This is a genomic window from Rhodohalobacter sp. 8-1, assembly GCF_038150125.1.
Taxonomy (GTDB): Bacteria; Bacteroidota; Rhodothermia; order Balneolales; family Balneolaceae; genus SW132.
The window spans coordinates 263,958-287,997 of record NZ_JBBVMF010000001.1 but is presented as its reverse complement, the minus strand read 5'-3'; the positions used below and the strand labels follow the sequence as shown (position 1 = coordinate 287,997).

The 24,040-nt window shown below is 41.9% G+C and carries 20 protein-coding genes; 18 read left to right on the top strand and 2 right to left on the bottom strand.

Annotation, left to right across the window (positions count from 1 at the left end; genetic code table 11):
- Window positions 1–67 precede the first annotated feature (67 nt).
- Complete coding sequence (locus AABW11_RS20060; RefSeq protein ID WP_445263727.1) at window positions 68–295, bottom strand: Fic family protein; 228 nt, start codon at window positions 293–295, stop codon at window positions 68–70.
- An 816-nt stretch (window positions 296–1,111) separates the two neighbouring features.
- Here AABW11_RS20060 and avs2 point away from each other — a divergent pair.
- The 18 genes from avs2 to AABW11_RS01140 all read left to right on the top strand — a co-directional run bounded on the left by avs2 (window position 1,112) and on the right by AABW11_RS01140 (window position 22,728).
- Window positions 1,112–5,866, top strand: a complete 4,755-nt coding sequence (gene avs2, locus AABW11_RS01225) for an AVAST type 2 anti-phage system protein Avs2 (RefSeq protein WP_340102675.1) — start codon at window positions 1,112–1,114, stop codon at window positions 5,864–5,866.
- Window positions 5,853–6,950 carry an MBL fold metallo-hydrolase gene (locus tag AABW11_RS01220; RefSeq protein ID WP_340102674.1) on the top strand — a complete coding sequence of 366 codons (1,098 nt, stop codon included), beginning with the start codon at window positions 5,853–5,855 and terminating at the stop codon, window positions 6,948–6,950. Before avs2 ends, AABW11_RS01220 begins: the two co-directional genes overlap by 14 nt.
- 281 nt (window positions 6,951–7,231) lie before the next feature.
- Window positions 7,232–7,618 carry a hypothetical protein gene (locus AABW11_RS01215; protein ID WP_340102673.1) on the top strand — a complete coding sequence of 129 codons (387 nt, stop codon included), beginning with the start codon at window positions 7,232–7,234 and terminating at the stop codon, window positions 7,616–7,618.
- Window positions 7,602–7,772: a hypothetical protein gene (locus AABW11_RS01210; RefSeq protein WP_340102672.1), complete on the top strand. Its 171-nt coding sequence runs from the start codon at window positions 7,602–7,604 to the stop codon at window positions 7,770–7,772. The genes AABW11_RS01215 and AABW11_RS01210 overlap by 17 nt, the downstream gene beginning before the upstream one ends.
- A gap of 108 nt (window positions 7,773–7,880) precedes the next feature.
- On the top strand, window positions 7,881–9,587 hold the full coding sequence (locus AABW11_RS01205; RefSeq protein ID WP_340102671.1) for a GMC family oxidoreductase: 1,707 nt from the start codon (window positions 7,881–7,883) through the stop codon (window positions 9,585–9,587).
- 4 nt (window positions 9,588–9,591) lie between these two features.
- The gene (locus tag AABW11_RS01200) at window positions 9,592–10,188 is read left to right on the top strand and encodes a gluconate 2-dehydrogenase subunit 3 family protein (protein ID WP_340102670.1); all 597 of its coding nucleotides are present in this window, start codon (window positions 9,592–9,594) and stop codon (window positions 10,186–10,188) included.
- A gap of 189 nt (window positions 10,189–10,377) precedes the next feature.
- Entirely contained in the window at window positions 10,378–11,904 is a 1,527-nt protein-coding gene (locus AABW11_RS01195) for a serine hydrolase (protein WP_340102669.1), read from the top strand.
- 311 nt (window positions 11,905–12,215) lie between these two features.
- Complete coding sequence (locus AABW11_RS01190) at window positions 12,216–12,941, top strand: hypothetical protein (protein WP_340102668.1); 726 nt, start codon at window positions 12,216–12,218, stop codon at window positions 12,939–12,941.
- Between the two features lie 169 nt (window positions 12,942–13,110).
- A complete protein-coding gene (locus tag AABW11_RS01185) occupies window positions 13,111–13,731 on the top strand; it encodes a hypothetical protein (protein ID WP_340102667.1) in 621 nt (206 codons plus the stop codon).
- 685 nt (window positions 13,732–14,416) lie between these two features.
- Window positions 14,417–15,427 carry a hypothetical protein gene (locus AABW11_RS01180; protein WP_340102666.1) on the top strand — a complete coding sequence of 337 codons (1,011 nt, stop codon included), beginning with the start codon at window positions 14,417–14,419 and terminating at the stop codon, window positions 15,425–15,427.
- Window positions 15,428–15,744: 317 nt separating this feature from the next.
- The gene (locus tag AABW11_RS01175) at window positions 15,745–16,194 is read left to right on the top strand and encodes an acyl-CoA thioesterase (protein ID WP_340102665.1); all 450 of its coding nucleotides are present in this window, start codon (window positions 15,745–15,747) and stop codon (window positions 16,192–16,194) included.
- A gap of 227 nt (window positions 16,195–16,421) precedes the next feature.
- Entirely contained in the window at window positions 16,422–17,234 is an 813-nt protein-coding gene (locus AABW11_RS01170; RefSeq protein ID WP_340102664.1) for a hypothetical protein, read from the top strand.
- Window positions 17,235–17,670: 436 nt separating this feature from the next.
- Window positions 17,671–18,708: a serine hydrolase domain-containing protein gene (locus AABW11_RS01165; RefSeq protein WP_340102663.1), complete on the top strand. Its 1,038-nt coding sequence runs from the start codon at window positions 17,671–17,673 to the stop codon at window positions 18,706–18,708.
- Window positions 18,705–19,676: an NAD(P)-dependent alcohol dehydrogenase gene (locus tag AABW11_RS01160; protein WP_340102662.1), complete on the top strand. Its 972-nt coding sequence runs from the start codon at window positions 18,705–18,707 to the stop codon at window positions 19,674–19,676. Before AABW11_RS01165 ends, AABW11_RS01160 begins: the two co-directional genes overlap by 4 nt.
- Window positions 19,677–19,685: 9 nt before the next feature.
- Window positions 19,686–19,871, top strand: a complete 186-nt coding sequence (locus AABW11_RS01155; protein WP_340102661.1) for a hypothetical protein — start codon at window positions 19,686–19,688, stop codon at window positions 19,869–19,871.
- Window positions 19,872–20,149: 278 nt separating this feature from the next.
- Window positions 20,150–20,785: a DNA-3-methyladenine glycosylase family protein gene (locus AABW11_RS01150; RefSeq protein ID WP_340102660.1), complete on the top strand. Its 636-nt coding sequence runs from the start codon at window positions 20,150–20,152 to the stop codon at window positions 20,783–20,785.
- 143 nt (window positions 20,786–20,928) lie between these two features.
- Window positions 20,929–21,966 (top strand): vWA domain-containing protein, encoded by a 1,038-nt coding sequence (locus AABW11_RS01145; protein WP_340102659.1) that lies wholly within the window; start codon window positions 20,929–20,931, stop codon window positions 21,964–21,966.
- A 12-nt stretch (window positions 21,967–21,978) separates the two neighbouring features.
- Complete coding sequence (locus AABW11_RS01140; protein ID WP_340102658.1) at window positions 21,979–22,728, top strand: HAD family hydrolase; 750 nt, start codon at window positions 21,979–21,981, stop codon at window positions 22,726–22,728.
- Window positions 22,729–23,239: 511 nt separating this feature from the next.
- Here the strand turns inward: AABW11_RS01140 and AABW11_RS01135 are convergent.
- Window positions 23,240–24,037, bottom strand: a complete 798-nt coding sequence (locus AABW11_RS01135; RefSeq protein WP_340102657.1) for a copper resistance protein NlpE N-terminal domain-containing protein — start codon at window positions 24,035–24,037, stop codon at window positions 23,240–23,242.
- Window positions 24,038–24,040: the final 3 nt, after the last annotated feature.

Below are 24,040 nucleotides of genomic sequence, written 5' to 3'. Positions count from 1 at the left end.
ATAAATATTCCAAAGAAGAGATCAGAACGAATTCGACGTGAAGTGGTGCGGGAGTTTCAAAACAATTCTACTTCTTAAAACTCCTGAATAGCTTGATCAACGGTTCATAGTTTTTTTCTGTTGCTGAAATATACCCCGGCATTCTTTTTTCGGTAATCTTTTCAAAATTAAAGCGATCAAACCCACTCTTTAAAGCAATCAAGTCGGCAAAAAGTCTAATTGTACATCCATTTCCATCCCGGAATGGATGAATAAAAAGAAGTTCAGCATGAAGAGGTGCAACATGCTTTATCATCAGTGGGGCCGCCGGGCCTTACATTGGTTTAGAGACGGGAGACGGTTTCAATGATGCCGGACCAGACATACAGACGGTGATCGGCGCGCGCCTCGGCATTGGCTCTGGCTCTCATGCATGGAACTGGTTGAGGCTTGGTTTGCGCACAGCGTATCACTTGACACCGGAATTCGATGACGCACTTGGAAAAATTCAGAGCGGGAGCGGAGTACAGCTGTCCATTGAGGCCGGCGCATCCTTCTGAGGCGAATGAGCACGGCAAAATCCATGCCTTAAAAAAAGAGTACTGAGGTGAGCGCTAATTGATTGTGGGGGAATGCAATCGCTACATAAACAACCCCAGTATTTAATTAAAAACAGTTGATTAAGTCACGTAAAAAATCCAGCTTAACTGACCCACTGACCCACTGACCCACTGACCCACTGACCCACTGACCCACTGACCCACTGACCCACTGACCCACTGACCCACTGACCCACTGACCCACTGATTATATTTGCGAGAGTAGAAGAATTGGATTACTATCAGGCAACATTCGGGGCTGTTAAGTTTTGAGAGAAATACATGTTATATGGTGACCGTAATTGTACGCTTTTATTCTTTAGTGCAAGCTGATGATCTTCCTTTAATAGGGCTTATGATTTCTTCATTTTATCCTCAATATTTAAAGAATAAAACGATTAAAACTTACGTACGAAGCTAGGATAACCTCAACAGCGTGGGTTATATGCCAATGTTGTGGAGTATATAAATCAACATTAGTAAAATATCCTCGACAGATTCTTTACATAAATAATTTTGTGATAACTAAATCTATGATTAACCCAAATCAAGACACACTGATTTCTCGTTTAACTGTTCGACTTCGAGAAGAATCAACAAAAGCAGTAATTGGAACTGGATTGATTTACTATTCAGATGATCTTAGAGATAATGTTTATTTAATTACTGCTTCGCACTGTTTACACCATGATGGAGATTCTTTTCAAGAATTACTTTCCTCTGTCATTGTGGACATGTACAATCCTTCAGAAGACAAGTATGTATCAATCAAAGTAAATCACATCAATAAAAATCTCCTATTCAAAGATGCTGGCAAGGATTTGGCTGTGTTGCCACTTAATAAATCCGACGTGGAAAGTATTATAGGAGATATCCCAAGGGTTAGAGTTGTAACCACTCGACAAAATAAGACTCAATTCATCGTTAAAGGGTTTCCAAATGCCACCATGGGTAAAGAGCTAGATGTAATCTTTCCCACATGGAAACAGGAGTTAACGACAACTCGAAACTTTCAGTTGCAATTAAATGAGGATTACAACGACTATGCTACTGAAGGATTTTCGGGAAGTGGTATTTTTTTGAACGATAATGAATATGTCTACTTATTTGGCATCTTCACGAGATTTCGCCCAGAAGATAGGGGTAGGGTTATTTATGGACAACATATTGAATTAGTTAATGATTTGCTCTTTAAGAACTACTTGCCTTCTATAAGGTTTGATTACTTGGGAGATAACAATTTGAATCACAGCTTCTTTAAAAACAATGTAGAAAAGGCGATTCATAATTTAGGTCAACGCTATAGTAAAGAACTCAATTTAGAATTACCTATTTCCAAACTGTTCAATGACCTTATTCGTGATAAAGATTTTGAACACCGATTTCTTCAAGCAATCGACAATTGGATCAATGAAAATCGATACTCAAGTCCAAAAGAAGAATCTGTGCTTTTCAATATTCAGACTGAGCAATACAATCTGAAAACCAAAGTAACAAACTGGATCGAATCAATTTCCATCAATGTGCCTAACGTCATTGATTGTACATGGATTATTAACGAAATCAATCGTATATCTGATTTGATTAATGAAAGGCAATCAGAACTATATGAGCTTCAGAGAGAAAAAATAAAAGCTGAGAAGGATACCAAAAAACCATACAACTATAGAACTCCTTATGAAGCGGAATTAAACACTTTAAGAGAGCTGCAAGCAAAGAACAGACGAATGGAGGATGATTTACAGAACAAAGTAAATGTTAAGCTTACAAATTATCCTGTGTTGATTCTCAAGGGAGAAGCAGGAAGCGGAAAATCTCACCTTTTAGGAGATATAGCCCAAAACAGGATGGATCGAGGACGACCAACTGTCCTGCTTTTGGGACAACATTTTAAACCTGGGGTCGGTAGCGTAGAAAAGAACATTTTAGATCTATTAGGGCTGGAAATGAATATGGATGATTTTCTTAAGTCTCTAAACAAGGTTGGTGATCAATTAAATGAAAGAATACCTATTCTGATTGACGCTTTGAACGAAGGCGGAGGAGTTGATTTGTGGAGGGATGAAGTATTTGGGTTATTAAATAACGTCTCCAAGTATCCATATATAGGAGTCGTTTTGAGTATCAGAACGACCTATTTTGATCTAATGTTTCCTGAAAGTATTCCTCAAGAAATTTCGATCGTAAACCATGAAGGGTTTGCAGGCAATGAATACACAGCATTAAAACTATTCTGTGAACATTATGAGCTTAAACAACCAGACTTCCCAATATTGGCACCTGAATTTACCAAACCCCTCTTTTTAATCTTGATTTGTAAAGGAGTGCAAAACTCTCCATCAAAAGAATTTCCTCAAGGTTTTCAGGGTATTGGGACGATATTTAGCTACTACGTTAAAGCTCTGGAAAGCCAATTTCAAAAACTTCGTGAGGAATATCATTTAGCCCCCAACTTAATCTCGATTGCGATCCAAAAGTTTTCGTTAGAATGTTTCAGTAAAAACGAGAGTGTATTATTACTTGAAGAGGCTCAGACTTTCTTCAATACAAATTTCCCTCAATACCCCAGCCTTTTAAAAGACATGATCCAGGAGAGCGTATTTATAAGGAATTGTCGTGAAAACTATAATACTGGAGAAAAGGAAGAAGTAATATATTTTGCATATGAGCGGTTTGGAGACCATTTTATTGCTAACGAACTCATTAAGGATTTCAAGGATCAGCAAGAAGTATTAAGAGCTTTTGGCAAGGAAGAGAAACTCGGTAAACTGATAGAGGAACATCATTGGAAATATGGGGGTGTTCTGGAGTCTCTCGCAATTTTACTACCAGAAAAGCATGGATTAGAATTGTTTGAGGTATATAGTTGGCTATATGAGGATGTGAAAAAGGACGATTTCGGACTTAAAAATACCATTGATTGGCAAAACGGATTCCTATTAGATAGCTTGAAATGGCGAAGTATCGAAAGTATCAATGAAGAAAAGCTAATTGAGTGGTTTCAGGGAGATTTCTTTTACTTTGACTATGATAGGATTTTACTCACAATTGAAGAGCTCGCTACAATAAAGAATCATCCATTCAATTCGGATAGGCTTCATCGAATTCTTTTAAAAACACCAATGCCAGAAAGAGATAGCTTTTGGCAACATCATGCTTTGTGGTATTCAGGGCATAATGATAACGAAATCGGTTTTCCACTTCGCCGATTGATTGACTGGGCATGGTCTTCCTCTATTTCAAGTTCCGTTGACAGTCATACTGCATTGCTAGCTGCTCAAACGTTATCATGGATGCTCGCATCAACTAATCGAAAATTAAGAGATGAAGTAACTAAAGCTATCGTCAATCTACTTGAGCAACAACCTAAGGCACTACTTGATCTACTTACGAAATTTAGTGAAGCAGACGACATGTACATTCAAGAAAGGCTTTATGCAATTGCTTATGGATGTATCCTGAGAACTGAATATGAAGAATCAATTCAATTGATAGGCAACTACATATATAATAAGGTCTTCAAGAAAGGTAACCCACCTGAACATGTATTACTTCGTGATTATGCTCGAAACACTGTAGAATATATGATATACAGGGGGCTGGGAGAGGAAATAGATACTGAAAAAATCCGTCCACCGTACAAAAGTAAGCTACCAACCTATCCAACAGAGGAGGAAATTAGCATCTATGATATAGACTATGAAAATCCTGAATACGACAAAGAGTTTATTAGAACACATAATAAAATACATTTTTCAGTGATGTCATGGGACTTCGGACGGAAAACGGTTGAACCAGACATTAGGAAGTTTTGTCCTGTCAGCTTTACTACTGAGGATGAATACACAAAATTCATTAACGACGAACTCTCAAAGGAACAACAAGATCACCTCTCGTCTTTAGTCGATATGATATATTCAAAGGAGCTTCATGAAAGTAAAAGTAGTAAATACGATGTCGAAAGGTTAGGGGGGCAAGAAAGGTATGATAGTTTATTAAAGGAGTATGAACAAGTAGTTGAAAAAGGATTTGAAATCCTCAAATCAATGTTTAATGGAAAGTCAGAATATGTAATTAAAAATATCCTCCCATATTTGCAAAATGTCAAAAGGTTAAATACTACAAGCTACAATCGAAGACCATTTGATACAAGACCTGTGAAAAGGTGGATTGTGAAGAGAGCTCATGAATTAGGTTACGATGTCAAATTACATGGCAGATACGACCAAAGTAGTGGGTCGTATGGTCAAAGCAGACCAGGCGTTGAACGCATTGGTGAAAAATATCAATGGATCGCTTTTCACGAAATACTAAGTATTCTCTCCGATAATCATAAAATAAGTGAGTGGTATTCGGATAAGAATTATCAATACTACCAAGGAGCATGGCAATTTTACGCAAGAGACATTGATCCTGTTTACACAACTAAGAACCCTGAAGAACTACCTGAAGACGACATGATGATTTTAGAAAAAGAGTATAAATGGTGGCATGCCCCAGAGTATTCTTTTTGGAATCAAGAAAATCAGGAATGTGCAAGAAATATTGACGATTTACCAGAAGTCAAACATGTCATCTCGAAAAAAGATGACAATGGGGTCGAGTGGCTCTTTTTGAACAAGAGTGCCAAATGGATGATGCCAAAGCCAATAGGAGTGGACAAATACTCTATGTATAGAAAAGAAGTGTTTTACATGATAAATGGATATATAATCAAACGAGATGATAAACCGCAGATAGTCGAATTTCTACAAGACAAGAATTTATGGGGAGGCTGGATGCCAGAACCCAGAAATGAATCCAACCAACTATTAAATAGAGAGAAATATTGGTCTCCAGCATATCACAATGCAGAAAGAGAGGAGCCATGGGTGGAAATCTACTACAATCATATATCAACAGGTTTAACGGTTATGCCTGCTATAGAAGACGCAAAATCGCATATTAGTGATGATAAATCTGGGGCAGAGTCCTTATATAACATCCCTTGTGAGCAACTTTTTAATGACCTTGAGTTGATTTATGCTCCGAATGATGGTGACTTTGTTAACCCTCAAGGGGTTTTGACAGTTCAGAATATTCCCAAATCTGATGGGCTCATGATAAACAAAGAAACTCTCTTAGACTATCTGAAAAAGAATGACCTGGATATAATCTGGACTCTTCTTGGAGAAAAAATGGCATATATCTCGCATGGGGAGCAAAGTTATTTTGGAGCTCCTTGTGGAGTGTTCCATCTTGAAAATGGAGAAGTAAAAGGACAATTGAATCACTATGAAAGAGATTAAAAAGGAAATATTCTTCTACCAAGCTGAATGTGGCGATGCTTCAAGAGTGAGATTTTACGGGAGTGATGGAAAATACCATAACGTTTTTATTGATGCAGGATATAGAAGAACTTTTAGAAATGTCATATCGTCTCATGTAAAAGACATTCAAGCTAGTGATGAGTCAATTGACCTATGGATCGTGTCTCATATCCATGATGACCATATTGGAGGAGTAGAACAGTTTATAAAGCAAATAAAAACTGGGGAGTCGAAGGATACAATCAACAAGTGGTTTTATAATCGACCAAGAAGAACAAATCAATCAACTCAGGATAAAAACCTTGTGAGCGCATCTAAAAGCATCAGACAAGGCGATATTTTAGCTGAATATCTTGAGAGCATTGATAAGATTCCTCTCCAGGATATTGTTACATGTGAAGAACCGATTGATTTATTTGGCTTAAAAATCCATGTTATTACTCCTTCCTTGGACAAACTTCACAAATTGAGAACTAAGTATGAGAGTGAACCTAAACTCCCACTGGAAAAACAAGAGGGAGAAACAGTTAGTGGAGCTAAAAGAGCCATTAAAGATGATTACCACATACAGCTAAATGATTTTGATCTATCCCTTTGGGATGAAGACGACTCAATCGAAAACGGCAGCAGTATTAGTGTATTGACTGATTATAATGGTATAAGAACCTTATGGCTCGCTGATGCCCATCCAAGTGATATTGTCACATCACTTAATTCAATGGGGTATAACAGTAGCAACAAATTAGTATGTGACTGGGTCAAAGTCACTCATCATGGTAGCAAAGCAAACAACAGTAATGAATTGTATAGTTTAATTGACTGCGAAAACTTCCTTTTCAGTGCAAATGGTATGAACAAACATAAGCTTCCGACCAAGGAATCTATTGCGAGAATTTTAAGAAATGAACATAGGAAAATGGACAAACACTACAACCTTTATTTTACGCATGACAACAAAGTTCTTCGAAATATTTTTGCCAATGAAAAAGAATCAATATATAATGAATTAAACTTTTCAACTCTATTTTCAGAGGAGTCAAATTTTTTAAGATTTGAATATTAAAGTAACGCTCCACAACAATGGCAAAAAAAAATCATAGCTGCCCTGTGGAACAGCAATGCTTTTTAGCCGGAACGTTAAAATTATCTAAAATCTTATCATAAAACACTCTATAACAAGCATTTAAGCGGATTTACCTGCTCTTCATTTTTTCATAATTCAAGTCATGTAGTAATCTAGAGTTTTCTACACTTTATTTATTGTAAAAGGCAAAACCGCTTAAATGTCATGCCGCTAAATACCAACTTTGCAGCACATCAAAAACCCGATCACCAGTAGACCAATTGAACATCACCGATCATAAATCTGATAAAACCATCGCCGTTCTTCCATTTGCAAACAGGAGTGCGAGTGAGGACATCGAGTATTTTAGTGATGGCATGACAGAGGGTGTTATTAATGCGCTGGCAAAGATTGAAGGTCTGAAGGTGACCTCCAAAACTTCATCATTTTATTTTAAGGACAAGCATATTCCTTCCCCTGAGATCGGAGAAAAATTGGGTGTCTCAACACTGTTGGAAGGCAGTGTTCAGTTGTCCGGAGATTCAATGCGTATTACGGCTCAGTTGATCGATGCTACTGAGGATTTTCAATTTTGGTCGGAGACGTGGGACCGAACAATCGACCATATTTTTGACGTGCAGGATGAGATCAGTGGCTATTTCAGATAGAGCACCCATCATTTCGGCAATTGAAGCCTTCAGAAACGATCCGGGCTATGTAGCGGCGGCTAATGCAGAAATCACCTATGGATCTGACGCACTATTTTATATGCGTCAGTTCAAAGAGCGTGCGGAACAGATTCTTACGATTCTCCAATCTTAGAATAGGTTCCGGCAACCCGAAGATCCAAGAGTTGAATTTCACTCCTCTTTTAAGCAAATTCGAACTCAATGCGATTTCTTTCCCAATTCTGACTTTTAAATCCTCATTATGGCTCAATTCATTACCGATGCAAAGCGAGACACAACCTATGATGCAATTGTCATTGGGTCCGGAATAAGCGGTGGATGGGCTGCCAAAGAACTCTGTGAAAACGGACTTAAAACACTGGTGCTGGAAAGGGGGAGGATTGTCAATCACGTGACGGATTACCCAACCATGAATGATGATCCATGGGACGATGATTTAAAAGGCGCGCTTACACCTGAAGACAGAGAGAATCATTACAAAGGCATACGGTCAGGATTTATTGGACAAAGCACCAAACATTTTTATGCCAACGACAAGGAGAACCCTTATACCGAAGTGAAGCCATTTCTATGGGTGAGGGCGCATCAAATGGGCGGACGCTCACTGCTATGGGGACGGCAGTGTTATCGCTGGTCAGATCTCGATTTTGAAGCGAATGCGAAAGATGGTCACGGCGTCGACTGGCCGATACGGTACGAGGATATTGAACCGTGGTACACGTATGTGGAAAAATATGCGGGTATCAGTGGTGAAGCACTTGGCCTTCCTCAGCTGCCTGACAGCCATTTTTTGCCGCCCATGGAGATGAACTGCCTGGAAAAGCACGTCAAAAGCAGGATTGAGAAACAGTTTCCCGGACGACATATGACGATTGGCCGTGCAGCGCACCTCACCGAACCACTGAACGGACGTGGCAAATGCATGTATAGAAATAAGTGCGGACAGGGCTGTCCGTATGGCGCGTATTTTAGTAGCAACGCGGTGACGCTGCCGGCCGCCAACGCAACCGGTAACTTGACCATCAGGCCATATTCGATTGTACAATCCATCATCTATGACGACCAGTCAAACAGGGCCTCAGGCGTCCGGATTATTGACGCGGAAACCGAAGAGGTGATAGAGTATCAGTCACGGATCATTTTCTGTAATGCCTCAGCTCTTAGCTCCACTCAAATCCTTCTGAATTCAACCAGCGATCGATTCCCGGACGGGCTTGGCAATGACAGCGGTGAACTTGGCCATAACCTGATGGATCATACCTACAGAATTGGAGCTATGGGCGAGTCGGAGGAATTTGCTGATCAATACTACAAAGGTCGGCGGCCAAACGGTATCTATATACCAAGATACGTCAACCTGGAGGGGCAGCCTCAATCCGACACATTTGTTCGTGGGTTTGGTTTCCAGGGCGGAGCAGGCCGAGCCGGTTGGGGCAGAGGTGCCAATGAAGAGGATTTTGGTGGAGAGTTCAAAGACAGGTTAATGAACCCCGGACCATGGGAATTTTTTATCACCGGGTTTGCAGAATGTTTGCCCTATCATGAAAACAAGGTGACACTCGACAGTGAGAACCTGGATAAGTGGGGTCAGCCAACGCTTGCGATTGATGCAGAGTGGCAAGAAAATGAACTGGCCCTTAACAGACAGATCCGGGAAGATGCCAAAGAGATGCTGGACAATATCGGGTTAAAAAATGTGGTGGACTTTGATAACAACCATGAGATGGGGTATGGAATCCACGAAATGGGAACGGCACGAATGGGGAGAGATCCCAAAACCTCTGTTTTAAACGGCACCAATCAAATTCATGCGTGTAAAAATGTCTTTGTGACAGACGGCGCCTGTATGACCTCTTCATCCTGCGTCAATCCATCACTCACCTACATGGCTCTGACTGCACGGGCTGCAAATCATGCGGTATCGGAACTCAAAAAAAATAACCTCTGATTCTATGGACAGACGAGATGCAATTAAAAACACGGCGTTACTGGTTGGAGGTGTCCTGGCGGGGCCTTCTTTGTTATCAATTTTGCAATCCTGCACGAGAGTAGATCGCTTGTCGTGGCAGCCACAATTTCTGACGGATGATCAGGCTCGCTTCATCTCTGCTTTTGTTGATACGCTGCTGCCGGCAACAGACACGCCCGGCGCGCTGGATGTAAACGCGGATATATTTATCGATCGTTTTTTTGAAAATGTGTATGACGATGCTGCTCAACAGCAGGCAAGCAATGATATTGATGAGTTAAATGTGGGTGCAGTAGCTAAATACGGGGATACTTTCCTGAATTTAAATTCAGAGGATAGGAAGAATTACCTTGCTGACCGTGAAAAGGAGTCAGGTAAATACAGGAAAAGCGTATGGGGAACGCCTGTAGGCGATGAAATCGAACCGCCGGGATTCTACAAATCTTTAAAATCGCTGGCACTGTGGGCCTATTTCAGTTCTGAAAAAGTAGGCGAGGAGATACTTGTGTACGATCCGGTTCCCGGGACTTATAGCGGGTGTATTCCATTGTCTGATGTGGGCAGATCGTGGAGTCTTTGAGAGACGATATCAGGGTAAAAATTCAGATGTTTATTAATTCGTAATCTGATTACCTGTTTTGTGCTAATTTGATACACCACAATTGTATATGGCGGATAAATCGTAACTACTTTCTCTAAGAAGAGTATATCAGTTGGTCATCTTTCTACTTTCTGAATTAATATCAATAATACCTACCATATACCCACCATGGTGAAAGTGTTTTTTATACTCCTATTGTTCTTTTCCTTTAATAATTCGGTATCAGGTCAAGAGTCGCCAATATATTATTGTCCTCCCTGTAACTGCCAGGCCCATGAAACGAACGAGGAGTTTGATGAACATGGAAAGTGCCCTCATTGCGGAATGGCGCTACTTGAGACCGACAACTCACCTGTCCCGTCTATACCAATCCAACAGCTTTTAGACTATGAAGGCAAATATGAATACGTCTCGGGATCAATATTAGAAATGATGGTATCGTCAATGGATACGACGCTTTATGCAGTTATTGACAAGGCTAAATATCCGCTATCCCATGTTGAAGGAGATAGCTTCACCAATATTGAAGATATCCCAGTGATCTTTCAGCGGGATGGTCAGGATAATGTTGATGGCTATAGGGTTAATGGGCAATCCTTTAACCTGATTACAACTGATATTGAAAAATTGGTGATGTATCCTCGTAGAGAAATGTTTGATCAGCCTGAGGCTTATACTTATCAATCTCCCGAAAAAAATAGTGATGGCTTAGAATCCGGCGATATTAACGATGCTTTTGAACAGACAGAACTTATTAAAGAAATGGTTAAAAAAACCATCAAAGGCGAATATCCTGACGTTCATAGTATGTTAATCTATAAAGACAACACGTTGGTATTTGAAGAGTATTTTTATGGATATGATAGAACTACGAAACATCAACTGCGGTCGGCAACAAAAGCGTTTATCGGTTCACTCGTAGGCTTAGCAATAGAATCTGGCGCAATCGGTAGCGAGCAGGATCAGCTATTGCCCTATTTTAAGGATGAATACAACAGCTTTGATCAAATGACCGAGCGAAAAAGAAGTATTACTATTCAGGACTTTTTAACCTATCGCCACGGTTTGGATTGTGAAAACGATAATCCGGAAAGTGTGGGCAATGAACAACAAATGATGCAAAGTGCCGACTGGGTGAAATACACGCTCGATCTTCCAGCCGTTCATCAGCCCGGAGAGCTGTCATCATATTGCACCGGAGCAGCATTAACCCTGGGACGACTTGTAGAGCTTGCAACTAATACACCCCTGGAAGAATTTGCTGAAGAGCATCTCTTTAAGCCAATGGGTATCACCAATTATGAATGGCGGTTTGCTCCTGATTCCACAAGCCGACAAACATTCAGCCAAATGTATCTTCAACCGCGAGACCTTGTCAAGCTCGCATCGATGTATATGAATGGTGGCAAGTGGCAAGGAAATCAAATTCTTCCTGAAGACTGGGTTCGGAAAACTTTTAAAGAATATTCACCAGAATTTGGGTACTTATGGGAACACAAATATTTTGTTATAGATGGAAAGCAATACAATTCCTATATGGCATCGGGTAATGGTGGTCAAAAAATTAATATTTGGCCCGACTACAATATGATCACAGTTTTTACCGGCGGAAATTATAATTCATATGAACTGTATGGGAGAAGCACTCCTCCGAATTATATGATTCCCAACTATATATTACCGGCACTTGATTAAGCTGATGGTAAAAAAAGGTCATTAAGCGGACGTGCTTCTCTTTCCCTGCCGGTTTTGAGGTTACTTAATTTCTGTAGTACATTTTGTTTTAAAATCAACGTTGACATGCACGCAGCTCATGCGCAAGGCCGTTATACAACCTAATGAACCTTTTATAATGTATGTATCTCAAATTGAATGCCGATAGTAACAGTCTTTAAATCAGTTTATTAAGTCAAAAAAAAGACTAAACTTGAAACATGTTTTAACGATAATCGTGCAAAAATACCTAATTATTTAATTCGACTTCAAAAATTAATAAGTAACTCATCATGCAAGAATTCAAAAACCTGGAACGACCAATTTCCTACGCTCTGTCGGTGCTTTTTATGTTCATCTTGACATTGGGCATCAGCTCATCTGAAACCCAGGCCCAAAACAGAAACGGTACAGAGACTGAAATCATCTTTACAGAAGAGAAAAGAGAGCAGGCCCGCGAGCAGCTGCGGCGGATACTCGCAACATACGATCTCGATCCGTGGATTATCACAAACGAGGTGAAAATTGAGGAAGAGGTAGATCCCCACAGCAGGCCGATTCTCACGCTGAACACCAACTTTCTCGACAGTGACAAAATGCAGCTCGCTATTTTTATCCACGAACAGGCCCACTGGCTGCCGTTTGACAAACAGGTAGCCGCGGCTGAAGAGCTGTCCGAACTTTTCCCATCTATTAACGGATTGCCCGATATGGAAGGTATGTCTGCTGAACAGCTTGAAAGGCTCGTAGACATTCAGGACAGAATTTACAGACACATCGTTGTAGGCTGGGCAGAATTCGATGGCATGGTTGAGATGGTTGGCGAGGAAGAGGCGAGAAGGGTTATTAAAGAAAAAAACAATCGTTTTGTTGAAGAGCCCTACTCTAATCTGGATAAGACGTATCTCTGGTATTTTGAAAGAGTATTAGAAGACACCGAAGCGGTTGGGCAGGTACTGGCACGGCACGACCTGATTATTACTCCTGAGAAGGGCATCGTGATCGATTCCGCGCAGTAAATTAGATTGGGGCCGACCATCAATATCATGTATTGCGGTTGGGGCTATTTTACATTTTCTTAACGGAGAATTTGCATGACACCTCGATATGTGTAAAACACAACTAAGTTCACAACACTTATCCAGAGTTACAGAGCTTCGTTTAAATGAATTAACATAATTTTTTTCAATGGATACCGACGATCACAAATCATCCTTTTCTGACTGGATTCGAAGTCCACAAACAATGATTGCTCTATCTGCTGTGGTTTTAAGCGTCTGCGGTCTGTTTATTTCTATGTATGAGGCATCTTTGATTCGAGAACAGCAGCGTGCCTCAGTATGGCCTAACGTGGAAATCCAACCTTCAATCAGAAATGATACACTGAAAATTTTTGTAGTAAACTCTGGAATCGGACCAGCCCGAATAATGAAAACCTCAGTAATGTTAGAAGGGGAAGTAAAAGATAACTGGGGTGATGTGATGAGTGATTTTACGTTCCAGAGAAACGAAACCTCTGATTATCAATCACTGATACAGGGAAGCGTGCTGCCACCAAATTCCGGACAGCAGATGATATTTAGAATTGCATCCAATGAATCAGATCCACAATCAAATTTAGCAATTCAAATGGGCAGATCTATTCTACAGGAAGATCTCAATATAAGCATTTGCTACTGTTCAGTTTATGATGAATGCTGGACGACGCAACTTTCTTACTTGATAAAAAGAAATAGAGGGGAACAAGTACCATCCAGAGAAGAGCGGCGTGTCACAAGATGCTCAGCTTTAGAACAAAGCGGAATTTAAGTATTGACGAAGTGGGTATTGTAGATATTATTAAAATGATGATGTAAATAGCCTAAGAATAATTGCTCCAATCGAATTTATTTTTTTATAACCTTTACACTATTATCGGCTTCATAACCTGAGTTCGATTATTAATCATCATCAAAGTGCGCCAAAAGCCCCCTACTTTTCTAAGGAGGGGATTTCCCCGCAAGGGATCCCTGTGGGAAGGGGTGGTTTTGCCTTGGCCATCCCTGGAAGAAAAGTATTTTTTGAGTCTAATTTGAGCTCGAAACCTAAAGCTACCACCTCCTGCCCCTCCTTACACAGGAGGGGAGTATCCTTGCCCCGATTTACAATCGAACTCAGGTTTGTAGTATTAAGAAATTTGGATTAACCCTAAGTGGTTTAAATTATAAGGGGTTTAATTCTCAGACCTATTGGGTCTAAGGTAAAAGTCCTCTTTTCCCCAACGGTATCCCCACGTTTTAAGCTGCCAGGAATCGATCTTGTAAACTCAATCATTCTATATTGCGAAGTGATGTTCGCGCATTGGCTTTAGCAGATCCTGATTCATATTACTCTCACAATTACATCGTAATCTAAAAATATCAAGAGGTGGTAAATGTTACGGGTAAACCAAAATCAATCGGAAAAACTGAGAGCTTTATAAACAGATCATTTATAACAAGAAAGGGGTGGACGTATGAAAATTTTGAACACTTTAATGACCGTACTTGCCGTCACGATTTTGGTGAGTTGTTCTTCTAAAAACAACAGAACCGTAGATGATATTCTAAACTCACCCTTCAGGGTTTATCAAATTTCCGGATTCCAGGGCCCCAATATCGATATCAATAAAGATAGCCTTGCCCAGTTTCTGGTTGCCCTGCACTATGATATTCCGCTTTCTGACATTGAAAATGAACTGAACTGGAGTGCTGAAACATCGGAGAAGAACATCGATGCCCTTATTGAAAACAGACTGCTCGAAAAAGATGGGGATGACCTTCAGCCAGCTCTTGGGATATTCACGCTGGAGCGGGGGAAATTAATGGAGTTAAAAGCCCGAAACGTAGCGAATGAAATTGCAGACAGCGTATACAGCCGGCTGCCGGAAATCATGGCCATCCATGACGAAGCGCACATTTCACAGCGGCATGATTTCCGTGAACTGTCTCTCTTCTACCTGAGCAACGTCGTCCTCGATAATTTTCAGATCCGGCAGGTGGAAGAGGCATTTTTAAACCAGGAGCGGCCGTTACGAAACGGAAGCCGGTACTACCTTGGCATTGTTGAAGATGATCTTGCCGGTAACACCGAACCGTATGGAATGTATGGCAACATGGGGCTTTTTTGGAGTGACTCCATAGGCATTTCCGTGTATGGGAACACGCGAACATCGTCGAATCCAGGCTGGGACAATTATGATGACATGTACATCCATGTGTTTGATGAACACGATACTGAGCTGATCACCCGAACCATGCCCGACCTCTTTTTCCCGACACTGCTCGATATCCTGAACAGGAACCGGCCTGATTTTGAAGCCACATATCAGGAGCTGAACTTTGATGAAGAGATATCCTTTGAGGAGTTTTTTATCTTCTGGTACCACTGGATTTACACGGAAGCGACGGACGTCCTCATTGCAAGAGACATCATTCAAGAGACGCAAAACGAGATGTTCTATTACCAGGTTGCGGTGTATTTTTAAACAGCATATGCAGCATTCCCGCATTTTTTTGCTTATACCAATTTACATTTGGAAATAAATATAGCCAGCCGGGGAGAAAAGCTATAGGCATAAAACGCGCTATGACTATTGTTGTGTCAACGGTAAACTGTCGAAAGCAACCTGTCAGCACCCACCGGATCTGACAGCGTTGGTTTTTGACGCTGACAGAAACCCGGTAAAGCACCGGGAATGCTGTCAGGTCTTTATGCGACAAATGAGAATTGACATGATAATAGTATGTTTAATTATCTATCCATTTCATTTCCATAGCAGGTTTACTTGTATATATTGAAAGCATGCAGACATACAGCAAAACCTTTGAAGTAACATGGGCGAATATGGATCCCAACAACCATATGCGTCACTCCGTGTATAACGATTATGCTGCCCAGACACGGGTGGCCATGTTCTCCGATTTCGACCTATCCATAGCGGAGATCGGACGGGGGGGATTTGGGCCTGTCTTGTTCCGTGAAGAGACTAAATTTCTGAGAGAAATTAACCTGCTTGAAATCATTACGGTTACCTGCGCACTGGCATCGATGCGCGAGGATGGCTCCCGTTGGAGTTTTGTGCATGAAATATTTAAAGAAGGCGCAGACGATGTGAAGGCAGCTAAGATTACTGTGGATGGTGCCTGGCTGAACCTGGGGAGCCGTAAACTGGGCGTAATTCCTGAGCTGGCAGATGTGATGAAACGCTTTCCAAAAACTCCGGACTTTGAGTGGCTTCCCGAAAGGACCTGAGCATCCCCGGTGCTTTCCGTCCCGACAGCGGTCGGGATGTCAGCGTCATAAACCAACGCTCTCAGATCAGCTGGTTGCCAAGCAGGTGAAGCCAGGAGAGGAACAAAGCGTGGTTTATGTAAGATGCAGGATGCATTGTATGGGTTTCTTGCAGGAGTTGGTTATGAAACTGCAACCGCATGATTATTAATGCGTACGCTTATCGATCACAATAGCGGGGTAGGTTTATGAAATTATATGATAGTAAGGAAGTGAGGGCGATCCTGAAGATAGCTGCTGAAAACTCATCTGCAGATAATCCAGATCAAGAAATGGGATTGACAATTGATGAACTGCGTCAGCTTGCATCCGAGGCGGGAATTGACCCGGAGCAAATAACGAAGGCGGCTGCTGAAATTGAAGCAAATACCGGCAAGAATGATCGAAACTTTTGGGGCGGGCCTTTCTCATTTAGTACCCAGGTGCTGGTTGATGGTGAGATAACAGGGGAGCAATGGGAAGAGATGCTCCTTTCGATTCGGGATTTCTTCAAGTCAATGGGAGAAGTGAGTTCCAGAAATTCCGTGTTTGAGTGGAGTTCGCCATGGGATACAAGCAATTCTGCCCGGGTAACGGCTCTAAAACGAAATAGCAGCACAAAGATCAATGTAAGCTGGAATGGCCCTCTGACGGCCCTGCCGTATTATATTCCGGTGCCGTTGGTTGCCATTGCTTCATTATTATTTGCCTCCGGTTTTTTAGAGCTGTCAGCCATCCCCGGTGTGGCGTTTACGGTATTAATGACCGGACTTGCATTCCTGATCGGGCGATGGAAGCTTCGCGAAAACCTCGATAAAGGATTTAAAAAACTACGGCAAATGGTCACCGGTCTCGAAGTGATCGCAAGCAGGCCAATATCAAAGTCTGAGTCAGGTGTGACACCAACAAGCGAGATTGAAGATAAAATCGATACAGATGATTCTCTGAAAAATATACTTATCGAAGAGGATCAAATTGACCCGGAGATAAAAACAAAGCCTAAAAATCGTCATAGAATATGAAAGCTGGCCTGCACATTTTTCAGCTCATCAGGCGTCTTTCTGTGATATATGACTGCCAGTGAAAGTTTTATTCAGAGTAAAATCCCCTCTATGAGAGGGGAAATGGAATTGAAACCTGCGGAACGCAGATTTTCAAACCGAGGGGTGTGTTGAAAGGGACAGGAACCGAAATTTGATTACAGTATTTTTCAAGGCACAGGAACACATCCCTCGTCACACTCAACCGGCGTTGCCGTTTCGTTTAAACTTTTTCGCTGCCGCGTGCAAAAGATGAGCCCTCTTGAGAGGGGATTTTATTTTCTGTCACCTCTTAGATGGCATCGCCTTCTTTTGGGCAAGATTGGCGGCTACCAAAGTCTATGCTGATAACGGACGTACGAAAGGAAGTGTGGTAATTGAAATAGGGACTAAAACAGCAGTTTTCATATAATACCGTATGACAAAGAAGAGCAGAAAGAGAATTCTTAGAATAGTACTCCTTGTCGGTACGGTTGTCTCACTCTTCTTCGTGCCGTGGATGTTGTTAAAAGCATGGATAGTACCACTTCCCGATACGGTACAGGAGCAGGTTGGTGAGGCCATTGATTATGGGTTTGACGGTGTGATTGTTTATGTAGACCAGGCTGGGAACACCCCCCAGTATTTTGCTGCCGGCTGGCACGATCGGGAAGCTAAGATTCCAGCCAACCCTCAAGCCTTATTCAAAATTGCCAGCATCAGCAAAGTGTATGATGCTGTAGCTGTCACCAAATTGGTTTGTGATGGGCGCCTATCTTTGGATAAAACCCTCGCTGACTATTTACTTGATCTTATTGGACGAATTGATAACGCTGATAAAATTACGTTGAGATTGATGTTACAGCATCAAAGTGGCATTCCCAATTTCACGAATACTCCCAATTTTTGGGTTGCTCCAACAGAGACATATGAAGAAAGTCTTGCATTGATTCTGGACAAGCCGGCCAACTTTGAACCCGGTGAAGAGTATGAATATAGTAATACGAATTACCTGTTGATCAATAAGATAATGGATGATGTATTGGGTTACGGGAACTTTCAATTTATTCAGGAAGAAATTCTAAACCCGCTAAATCTTACCAATACATTCGCTTCGCTAAACGATGTGGCATTAGACGATGTGATGAGTGGCTATCATGCAGGACACCCATTTGATTTAAAGGCAGACGAACACGGTATGTTAGCCACTGCGGAAGACGTGGGTACTTTCCTCAGGGCATTGAACGATGGATCATTGTTTGAAGAAGGAGAACAGGACATCCATTCATTCATTTATGAATATGAACATTCCGGCTGGGTTCCCGGATATCAGAGTTTCGCTGAATATCACAAAGATATTGATGCTGTTGTTGTTGAGTTCTACAGCACAACCGATCTAAAACTTTACAATTGGAACTTATCAGAAATCATAAACGGTAGAATTGTAAAAATACTGAAAAGGCGAAAAACCTCATGAAAGCCATACTACTAAAGGAATACGGGTTACCAAAAGATCTTGAGTTTGGGGACGTGGCAAAACCGGTTCCGAAAGAGAATGAAGTACTGGTGAAAGTACACTCTGCATCTATCAATGACTGGGATTGGGGGTTTGTGAGGGGAAAGCCTTACATAATCCGTATGTTTTTTGGCCTGAGAAAGCCAAAAATAAATATTCCCGGTGTTGACGTTTCCGGAACCATCGAAGCGGTGGGCGGGAATGTGAAATCCTTTAAAATCGGCGACGATATTTACTGCGATCTGTCTGAGTGTGGTCTTGGCGGATTTGCAGAGTACGTTTGTGTTCCGGAAAAAACATTGTACAGGAAAACTTCCAACATCAGCCACAATGATGCCGCTGCCATACCCCATGCCGGAACACTTGCACTTCAGGGACTTTTGGAGAAGGGGGAGGTAAAATCCGGTCAGACCATCCTCATTAATGGAGCCGGAGGCGGTGTCGGGACCCTGGGAATTCAAATACTGAAACCCTACGATGTAACAGTAACTGGAGTGGATAGTGCCGAAAAACTGGATCTGATGAAATCGCTGGGGTTTGATAGCGTGATGGATTATAAAAAAGTGGACTTTACCGCCACCGGTGAAACGTATGATCTTATTCTTGATGCAAAATCAAACAGATCCGTATTTAAATATGCTCGTGCCCTCAAGAAGGGTGGCAAATATGTTACTGTAGGGGGATCGATGATCAGGCTTCTCGAAATAGCATTAATAGGATCGCTCATATCACTTTTTACCGGAAAAAAGCTGAGTGTGCTTGTCTTAGAGGCAAATAAAGGCTTAGACCAGATTTCTGAGCTGGTGAAGCAGGGACATATCAAGCCAATTATTGATGGTCCTTACGAATTTGAAAAGATCCCGGAGCTGATTCAGTATTTTGGTGAGGGCAGGCATAAGGGAAAGATTGTTGTTGAGATGGAGAAATAGCGACGGATAATGCGGAAAACATTAATAAACACAGCAGGAAATGATAAAATTCTGTTTGATACGTTGCAGATGGCCTGTCCTGCATTGATCGGCCAACCAGTTATGACGATTCAGAATGCTGATTATCTTTCACCTGAAAACAAGCATGTAATATTGTGGGTAAATGCGACTGATTCATTAGAGGTAGTGGAGTAAAACCCGAATTATTCACGAATGTGTATGAAAAGGTACTATAAGTGCTGTAAATAATTTGTTAACGTTATATGGATGTTAGCTCAAATCTGTGTGTAGATTTTTGCGTCGTAATCTTAATATGTACTGCGTCTAAGTATAAATGTCCTACTCAGGGTACATATGTATCCTTCCGTCGTCATTCCCCCTTCACCTTGTTCATATCAAAATTTCTTGGTGAATAATCCGGGTAAAAAGAGCAATGATTAAGTAATGTCAGTAGATAACAAAGTATGAAGAATATGATGCCAAAAAACCGTCTGGATGAGAAATCACTGTATGTTGGAGTTTCAATACTTACTGAAGCTGATTCTGATTTGGAGAACGTCATCACTAAATTCGGCAACCCGCCATTATGGTCTCGCGAACCAGGGTATTCAACACTGGTCCATATCATTCTTGAGCAGCAGGTCTCATTGGCATCGGCAAAAGCAGCTTTCAATAAGTTAAAAGAAGCCGTGGAAAACGACCTGACACCAGAGCGATTTCTTGAATTTTCTGATACCGAATTAAAGAATATTGGTTTTAGCCGACAAAAGACTAAATACTGCCGGGAACTATCGAAATCTTTAATAAATGGAGATCTTGAACTTGACAAGCTTGAAGGATTAGATAATGCCGATGCACGAAAAGAACTGAAAAAAATAAAAGGGATCGGAGATTGGACTGCAAATATTTATTTGCTCATGGCGTTAATGCGTCCGGACGTTTGGCCATCAGGTGATCTTGCGCTTAAGAAGTCCATTCAAAAAATTAAGAGCCTGCCTGATACGCCGAGCAGTGAACGATGCGATGAAATTGCATCACAATGGAAACCGCTGCGCGCAGTTGCAGCACGTATCATTTGGCATCATTATCTAAATCAACCTTCTTTATAAAGCCAAAAATCACATAAACCAGAGTTGCTTTTGCTGTGAAGCGCGAATCAAACAGATAAGCACCTGTAATTCTAACTCAAGATCTTACCTTTCACGAAATTATGTTATCTTTAAAGCTTTGCTCAAAAAAGAATTGATCTACCATGATTTGGGAAAATAGTACGTATTTATTTGGACTGCTCCTGATACCCATTGTGTGGGGAGCATTTTGGTGGTTAAGAGTTGCCCGGCACAAGCGTCGGTCGGAGCTCTTCGATGACCGTCTGCTAACACTGCTGCGTCTGAACTTCTGGAAAACGGGCGATAGCATCAGGTTCTATAGTTTTCTGCTCGCGCTGTTATTCTTTGTTCTTGCCCTTGCCGGACCTAAAATCGGGACGGAAATTCGCGAGGTTGAACGAAGCGGCGTGAACATGCTGATTGCCCTGGATCTGTCCCGAAGTATGAATGTTGAAGACATCTCACCCAGCCGGCTGGAAAAAGCGAAGTTTGAGATTAACCGGCTCATCAACCGACTGGAAGGAGACAGGGTAGGGTTGATGGTGTTTACAGGGCAGGCGTTTGTGCAGAGTCCGCTTACGCTCGACTATTCCGCACTGCGATTGTACCTCGACATCGTGAAAACGGACCAAATGCCCTCTTATACATCAAATTTTCAGGCCGCATTGGTGAAAGCCCAGGAGACGTTTCAGTCGATAGAAGAGAATAATAATGCTGCAAATGTATTGTTGCTTATTGGGGATGGTGAAAACCACGGCCCCGGATTTACTGAAGCCGCTGAACAACTAAATGAAAGTGGCGTGACGATATTTACAGTTGGTATTGGAACCAGTGCCGGGGGACGAATTCCAATCTATGAAAATGGAAATCTTCAGGGTTATCATCGCGATAACCAGGGAAATGAAGTTGTATCAACGTTGTCATCACAAAATATGCGGGAAATTGCTAACCTGGGCGGGGGAAACTATTACGAAATTAGCCGGGGCAGCGATACGATTGAACCGTTCCTGTCACGTCTATCTGAATTAGAGCGGGGGGAATTTTCCTCACAGGAGTATGCAAACTACAAAAACCGGTATCAGCTTATGACCGCAATAGGACTCGTATTCCTGTTTCTGTCTCTTTTCTTTCCTGATTTTTCTCCCGCATCAAAAAGTAACACAAAACCTGTTGTCAGTTAATAAACTTTACGAATGATTAAACTATTTGTCACCGATCTGGACGGTTGTATTTCGTTTCCCTTCAAGACACCCACATGGAGCGCTGTAAATTCCATTCGCGAGCTCAACGAGCAAAGCGGGGATGATTCAACGATTCCACCCATCACAATATGCACCGGTCGGCCGTTTCCGTATGCGGAGGCCGTGGGCCAATGGCTGAATATTCGCCACCCGTTTGTTTTTGAAAGTGCAGGGCTTTATCACTGGGACGGAAACCGGATTGAAACCGCCCTCGATGATCATGAAGAGACGCTGGCTCCCATCAAAGAAGCGAGAAACTGGATTATTCATGACATCCTTCCGAACTATCCGAATGCGATCCTTGAATTCACAAAAATGATGGATGCCGGGATTGTCTGTCCCGACGAATCGGTGATAGATGAAATTCATGAACTCGCGCTGCAACGAATTCCTGAAATTGATCCGAATCTCGAAATTCATACCACGGAGATTTCTATCAACATACTGATGCCGGGCAATAATAAACTCCAGGGACTTAAACTTCTGGGTAAGTCATTGAATGTCGGCCTGAATGAAATGGCGTACATCGGCGATACCGGTGGAGATGCAGTTGCGCTGAAAGAAGTGAAGATGCCGTTTGCACCCTCTAATGCACGGAAAGTGGCTAAAGACCTGGCGACAGAACTCCCGTTTGAAGCGACAGAGGCTGTTCTTGAAGCGTATAGGCGCGTGATTGCATATAATCGTGATCAGAACGGGTAGGGGGTAGATGAGTGCTTTGGGGTAAGAAATCAGGGCTTTTGATAATAAGTGATTTAATTTCCCGGTTTTACCAGAAAGTTTGTGGGTGATTGCAAAAATATGTGAATAATCTCTTAGACCATGCTCAAAAATTTCCAATCATAGGCCATTGCTTTTGCAGATCCTTCTCTACGCCATTAACTGCAATGGCTCGATCAGGATGACGGGCTCAATGTTTAGCACGCGGGCGGCGTGGGCGCATTCGTTCTATTCAATATCATCGTGTCGTCACGCCGCCCAAGACCCTAAGACGAATCATTGTCATTCTGAATAAAACGGTGATTTTCCGTTTTGTGAAGAATCTGTAAAAGCAACATGTTTTGTTCTCAGATAAACTGGTTTAACCTTCTGAATAACTCATCTGACTTAATCAGACTATGCATAGGATTATAACATGTACCCACAAACTTTCCGGTAGAACCAATTTCCCGATCCTTTGGGTTGGAAAGGAGGACACTCCTATACTTAATTATCACTCTGTCTCAGTAGTCTTGGCGGACAGAACCTCATTCAAAAACCGTCCGCAGCCTCTCTGTTCATCTCCCTCAAACTGAAGCGTCACAGTATGAGTAAACAGAAATCCACTCATGGAATCCTGGCAAAATTCATCGTTGATATCAAGCTCAAGAGTTTCACCGCTTCCAAACAGCGCATTTAATTCTGTAGATGATGTATCAAACGTTCTCTGATCAAGTTCACCGCTTTTTCGTGTCTGCGGTGTTTCATAGATCACATAATCTTTATCTGTAACACGGACCGACCAAAAGGGTTCATTTCCGGCAGCGATAAATTTGAATCCCCTTTGCCGAAGTTCCTCATGTCGTTTTCGAATTTGGTTTTCCATGTCTGAATAGGTGAGCAGATAGTTTTCCTCAAGATCGCCTTCTATTTTGTTGCCATTCTGATCAAGCATACGCAGCGTATCGTTTTCCATCAAGTAGGTTTTGTAGCTGCCGCCATCACTATTCAGAAACAGGGAGTCGGCTGATGTCTCCCACGTTCCATAGGTGGCAAAGAGTCCATCTTCCTCTCCAATATACCGGTTCACCTCTCTGAAACCGGTTGAATCGACCAATAAGTGGGTATCGATGCCGGGGCAGCTTGCGCATGGCAGCGTACCTGTGAACACCGAGGGCAGACCCAAAGGGAAGTTGAGCGATGTCTGCTCGTTCTCGGAGCCCCCGCCCGGCACATTCAGTGCGATATAAACACGCATTGAAATGAATCCAATCAGGCAAATAACAATGATGATGGCGGTCTTTCTATTCAAAGG